Source organism: Streptococcus sp. DD04, assembly GCF_001578725.1.
Lineage (GTDB): Bacteria > Bacillota > Bacilli > Lactobacillales > Streptococcaceae > Streptococcus > Streptococcus sinensis.
This window is the reverse complement of the sequence record NZ_KQ968976.1, coordinates 86,177-92,307: the sequence shown is the minus strand read 5'-3', so window position 1 is coordinate 92,307 and position 6,131 is coordinate 86,177. Positions and strand designations below refer to the sequence as shown.

The 6,131-nt window shown below is 43.8% G+C and carries 5 protein-coding genes and 1 pseudogene; all 6 read left to right on the top strand.

What is annotated here, in order from left to right:
• The first annotated feature begins 76 nt into the window (after positions 1-76).
• On the top strand, positions 77-919 hold the full coding sequence (gene dprA / locus STRDD04_RS00425; RefSeq protein ID WP_062198404.1) for a DNA-processing protein DprA: 843 nt from the start codon (positions 77-79) through the stop codon (positions 917-919).
• Positions 920-1,004: 85 nt separating this feature from the next.
• Positions 1,005-3,098: a type I DNA topoisomerase gene (topA, locus tag STRDD04_RS00420; RefSeq protein ID WP_156469015.1), complete on the top strand. Its 2,094-nt coding sequence runs from the start codon at positions 1,005-1,007 to the stop codon at positions 3,096-3,098.
• Between the two features lie 41 nt (positions 3,099-3,139).
• On the top strand, positions 3,140-3,634 hold the full coding sequence (locus STRDD04_RS00415; protein WP_062198400.1) for a hypothetical protein: 495 nt from the start codon (positions 3,140-3,142) through the stop codon (positions 3,632-3,634).
• Between the two features lie 93 nt (positions 3,635-3,727).
• Positions 3,728-5,062, top strand: coding sequence for a methylenetetrahydrofolate--tRNA-(uracil(54)-C(5))-methyltransferase (FADH(2)-oxidizing) TrmFO (gene trmFO / locus STRDD04_RS00410; protein ID WP_062198398.1), 1,335 nt, complete (start codon positions 3,728-3,730; stop codon positions 5,060-5,062).
• 106 nt (positions 5,063-5,168) lie between these two features.
• Entirely contained in the window at positions 5,169-5,993 is an 825-nt protein-coding gene (locus STRDD04_RS00405) for an alpha/beta hydrolase (RefSeq protein ID WP_062198396.1), read from the top strand.
• A 26-nt stretch (positions 5,994-6,019) separates the two neighbouring features.
• Positions 6,020-6,131, top strand: a pseudogene (locus STRDD04_RS11260) (esterase); the annotation flags it as partial.

The following is a 6,131-nucleotide window of genomic DNA, read 5'->3' as shown; positions in this document are numbered from 1 at the left end:
CCCTAAAATTTTCAAAATTGAGCTATCTTTCAGCTCTTTTTTATTTCTTTTACGAATATTAAAGTGAGGTGAAAAAATGAATAATTTTGAAATTTATAAAATGAAAAAAGCTGGTTTGACCAATCATCAGGTTTTAAACGTTTTGAGATATGCCGAGACTAGAGAGAGTGAGCTTTCTCTGCGAGACAAGGCTGTCGTGTCTGAATGCCGTAATCCTGCTCTCTTTATGGAGAAGTACAAGCGGCTCGATCTGCAAGCTTTGAAGCAAGAGTTTGACCGATTTCCATCCTTTTCTATCTTGGACGATGTTTACCCTTGGGATTTATGCGAGATTTATGATGCTCCGACTCTTCTCTTTTATCAGGGAAATCTAGACCTGCTAGAGCTGCCTAAGGCTGCAGTCGTTGGCAGCCGAGATAGCAGTAAGCAAGGCAATGCTTCGGTTCAAAAGATTGTCAAAGAGCTTAATAACGAACTGGTCATCGTCAGCGGCCTGGCTCGTGGGATTGATACCGCAGCTCACATGGCTGCCCTGCAAAACGGCGGTCAGACAATCGCTGTTATTGGGACGGGCTTGGATGTTTTTTATCCCAAGGCCAATAAAAAATTACAGACTTATATTGGTAAGAATCATCTATTGCTGACAGAGTATGGTCCGGGTGAGCAACCCTTGAAATTTCATTTTCCAGAGCGTAATCGCATCATCGCTGGCCTCTGCCGAGGAGTCATTGTGGCGGAAGCCAAAATGCGGTCGGGCAGTCTCATTACCTGCGAACGGGCAATGGAAGAAGGGCGGGATGTTTTTGCAATTCCGGGATCAATTTTGGATGGAAAATCTGACGGTTGCCATCATTTGATTCAAGAGGGCGCAAAGTGCATCTCATCAGGCTCTGACGTCCTTTCTGAGTTTGATTTTTAAAACAAGTTTTCCTATAAGAAAAGTTAGTAGTTGACATCTATCAAAAAATAGTTTACACTCTATGAGATTTTATTTCTGATAGAAGGTGTCTAAATTGGTAACAAAAACAAAGAAAAAATCTACGACCAAGAAAAATCTTGTCATCGTAGAGTCGCCTGCCAAGGCAAAAACAATAGAAAAATATCTGGGACGAAACTATAAGGTTCTAGCCAGTGTGGGGCATATTCGTGACCTGAAAAAGTCCACCATGTCCATCGATTTTGAGAATAACTATGAGCCGCAATATATCAATATCCGTGGCAAAGGTCCTTTGATTAATGACTTGAAAAAAGAAGCAAAGAAAGCCAAGCAAGTCTTTCTGGCAAGTGACCCGGACCGCGAAGGAGAAGCTATTTCTTGGCATCTGGCCCATATTCTTAATCTGGATGAGAAAGAGAAAAACCGGGTCGTCTTTAATGAAATCACCAAAGATGCAGTCAAGAACGCTTTTAAAGAGCCGCGCCAGATTGATATGGATCTAGTCGATGCACAGCAGGCTCGCCGAGTTCTGGACCGCTTGGTGGGTTATTCCATTTCTCCTATTCTCTGGAAGAAAGTCAAAAAAGGCCTGTCAGCTGGGCGGGTGCAGTCTGTCGCTCTCAAGCTGATTATCGACCGTGAAAATGAAATCAACGCCTTCAAACCAGAAGAATACTGGACGATTGACGGAACCTTCAAGAAAGGAACTCGTCAATTTCAAGCCAGCTTTTACGGTATGAATGGTAAAAAGATGAAGCTGACTAATAACGATGAGGTCAAAGAAGTTCTGTCTCACCTCAAGGGTGATGACTTTACAGTCGACAGTGTCGAAAAGAAAGAGCGTCGACGCAATGCTCCGCTGCCCTACACGACTTCCTCTATGCAGCAGGATGCCGCTAATAAGATTAATTTTCGGACTCGTAAGACCATGATGGTGGCCCAGCAGCTCTATGAGGGGATCAATATCGGATCTGGCGTACAGGGTCTCATTACCTATATGCGTACCGACTCGACTCGTATCAGTCCAGTAGCTCAAAATGAAGCAGCAAGCTTTATCACGGATAAATTTGGCGCCAAATATTCCAAACATGGCAGTAAGGCTAAGAATGCTTCTGGGGCTCAAGATGCCCACGAAGCCATTCGTCCTTCCAGCGTTTTCAATACACCGGAAAGCATCGCAAAGTATCTGGATAAGGATCAGCTTAAGCTCTATACCCTGATTTGGAACCGTTTTGTAGCCAGCCAAATGACAGCAGCAGTCTTTGATACAATGAATGTTAAGCTGGGGCAAAATGGTGTCCAATTTGCTGCCAACGGCAGTCAGGTCAAGTTTGATGGCTATCTGGCTATTTATAACGACTCTGACAAGAATAAAATGCTGCCAGCCATGGAAGAGGGGGACACAGTTAAACGTGTCAATACCAATCCAGAACAGCACTTTACTCAGCCGCCTGCTCGCTATTCTGAAGCGACTCTTATCAAAACTTTGGAAGAAAATGGCGTTGGTCGGCCATCTACCTATGCACCGACTATTGAGACCATTCAGAAACGCTACTATGTTAAGCTGGTTTCCAAGCGCTTTGAGCCGACGGAACTAGGTGAGATTGTCAATTCACTAATTGTCGAATTCTTCCCAGGCATCGTAAATGTGAAATTTACAGCCGAAATGGAAGCAAAACTGGATGATGTAGAAGTTGGCAAAGAGCAGTGGCAGAAGATTATTGACGAATTTTACAAACCTTTTGAAAAGGAAGTGGCTAAAGCTGAGTCTGAGATGGAGAAAATCCAAATCAAGGATGAGCCAGCCGGTTTTGACTGTGAGGTCTGCGGCAGTCCCATGGTTATCAAGTTGGGTCGATTTGGCAAGTTCTATGCTTGTAGTAATTTCCCTGACTGTCGTCACACTCAAGCTATTGTCAAGGAAATCGGCGTGACCTGTCCACAGTGCCAGAAAGGTCAAGTTATCGAGCGTAAGACTAAGCGAAATCGCATTTTCTATGGCTGTGATCGTTATCCAGATTGTGATTTCACATCTTGGGACAAGCCAGTCGGACGTAACTGTCCAAAATGCGACCACTATCTAGTTGAAAAGAAAGTTCGCGGCGGCGGTAAGCAGGTGGTCTGCAGCAATGGCGACTATCAAGAGGAAAAAGTGAAATAAGTTGTATTGTTCAATCTATTTTAAAAAATAAGGAACAGGCTATGACAGATAAATTTGCCGAATTTCTTAAAATCGCGTCTCAACTGAACAAGATGGGAATTATTCCATTGCTGATGGGTTCTCTGGGACTGGAGCAAGTTACTGGACAGGATTGGCAGGCACATGATATCGACATTCACGTTCACGGTGATGAGTGTGGCTGGGAAGCACCTGATGAAGAGCGTATTTATAATATGGACAAGATTGAACCCATGATGGATCGCTTGGGCTATCGTTTGGTCGATCTGCACGAGCATGAATTTCAAAAAGAAGGCTTGTCTGTTGAATTTGGGGTCATGGAAACCTTGGAGGCATTCGCTGGTGTGCCGCTAGAGAAGTTGACTCGAAAAGAAGTTGAAGATGTTGAATTTCTACTGCCGAATGCAGAGCAATTCTTAGCTATCTACCATGCCTCTTCCCAAGATTCTTACCGAAATGAAAATAACAATCATAAGGATTTTGCTAAGATTGCTTATTTAGAAAAAATGGCAAAATGATGGACAGACAGGAATCCTCCTGTCTGTCTTTTTTACTAGCTTTTTGTTATAATGGTCAGAGTGAAAATCTAGAAATATCCAAGGGAGAGTATCATGTCATCATCCTATATCAATGTTATCGGAGCTGGTCTTGCTGGCAGTGAAGCAGCTTACCAGATTGCCAAGCGCGGAATCCCAGTCAAACTCTATGAAATGCGGGGCGTTAAATCAACACCCCAACATAAAACTGCGGACTTTGCAGAACTGGTCTGTTCTAACTCCCTGCGCGGAGATGCGTTGACTAATGCAGTTGGCCTACTCAAAGAAGAAATGCGTCGGCTGGACTCGGTCATTTTAAAAGCTGCGGAAGCGACTCGCGTGCCGGCTGGCGGCGCTCTAGCGGTTGATAGAGAAGGCTTTTCGCAGCTAGTAACGGAGCAAGTGACCAATCATCCATTGATTGAAGTCATTCGTGAGGAAATCACTGAAATTCCAGAAGATGCCATCACAGTCATTGCGACAGGACCGCTAACCAGCGATGCTTTGGCCGAAAAAATCCACACGCTCAACGGCGGCGACGGTTTTTATTTCTACGATGCAGCAGCGCCAATCATTGATGTCAATACCATTGATATGACCAAGGTCTATCTCAAATCTCGTTATGATAAGGGCGAAGCTGCCTATCTCAATGCACCTATGACTAAGCAAGAATTTATGGATTTTCATGAAGCTTTGGTCAATGCGGAGGAAGCACCGCTCAATTCCTTTGAAAAAGAAAAATACTTTGAAGGCTGCATGCCTATTGAAGTTATGGCCAAGCGAGGCATTAAAACCATGCTTTATGGCCCGATGAAGCCGGTTGGTTTAGAATATCCAGATGACTACCAAGGGCCTCGCGACGGAGATTTTAAGATGCCATACGCTGTGGTGCAGCTTCGTCAAGATAATGCAGCAGGTAGTCTGTACAACATTGTCGGCTTCCAAACTCATCTCAAGTGGGGCGAGCAAAAGCGTGTCTTTCAGATGATTCCTGGCCTTGAAAATGCAGAATTTGTCCGCTACGGTGTCATGCACCGCAACTCTTACATGGACTCTCCAAATCTGCTGAAACAGACTTTCCGCTCTAAGAAACAGCCCAATCTTTTCTTTGCAGGTCAAATGACTGGAGTTGAAGGTTATGTAGAGTCAGCAGCTTCTGGTTTGGTAGCTGGTATCAATGCCGCTCGACTCTTCAATGGAGAAGAAGCGCTAGTCTTTCCAGAAACGACGGCTATTGGTAGCCTGCCACATTATGTCACCCATGCTGACAGCAAGCATTTTCAGCCGATGAATGTCAATTTTGGCATTATCAAAGAGCTAGATGGTCCTCGGATTCGTGATAAGAAAGAGCGTTATGAGAAGATTGCTGAGCGGGCATTGGCAGATTTAGAGGCCTATTTAGATAAATAGAGCAGAATTTTACCGAAAATCTCAAAAAAGTTAGGAAACGCCTAACTTTTTTACTAATTTTATGATATAATAAATAAAATTTTTGAAAATAGAAAGTTTTCTGAAAATGAATAAATCATATTTCTACCTTGATGTGAAAACCCATGAGTTGGTGGTTCCTTATACCAAGCAAAAACGACGCGTGAGGGTTTTACTTCCAAAAAACTATGCTCAAGACACCAAACAGACTTACCCAGTCGTCTATTTTCACGATGGGCAAAACATCCTTTACAGCAAGGAGTCTTTCAGTGGCCATTCTTGGAAAGTTATTCCGACAATCAAGCGCAATCCCGATATTGAAAAAATGATAGTCGTAGCCATTGATAACGACGGTCCGAGACGAATGAATGAATACTCAGCCTGGAAGTTTCAAGAGTCCAATATTCCTGGTATTCAGTTCGGCGGCAAGGGAACAGAGTATGCAGAGTTCGTTATGGATGTCGTCAAACCTTTTATTGACGAAAACTATCGGACGAAGGCTGATCGCCAGCATACAGCTATGATTGGTTCCTCATTGGGGGGCAATATCACTCAGTTTATAGGCATTGAGTATCAAGACCAAGTCGGCTGTCTGGGTGTTTTTTCATCAGCTAACTGGCTCCATCAGGAAGCCTTTGACCGTTATATAGAGCGTCAGAAGCTACAACCTGACCAGCGGATTTTCATCTATGTTGGAACGGAGGAAGCTGATGATACGGACAAGACCCTCATGGCAGGTAATATCAAACAAGCCTATATCGATTCTTCGCTCAGTTATTATCGTCAGCTGATTGCTGCTGGTGTGGAGCTGGATAATCTGCACATCAAAATCCAGTCCGGAGCGATTCACAATGAAGTAGACTGGGCAGAGAATCTACCCGACTGTTTCCGCTTTATCAGTGAAAAGTGGTAGGAAAAGAAGCTAAAAGGAGAAAACAAATGCATGTAGAATTTTTAAGTCATTGGAGTGGAAATCTAGGCCGAGAAATGTATATCAATCGTTATGGTCATGCTGGTATTCCAGTAGTGGTCTTTGCTTCGTCAGGTGGCA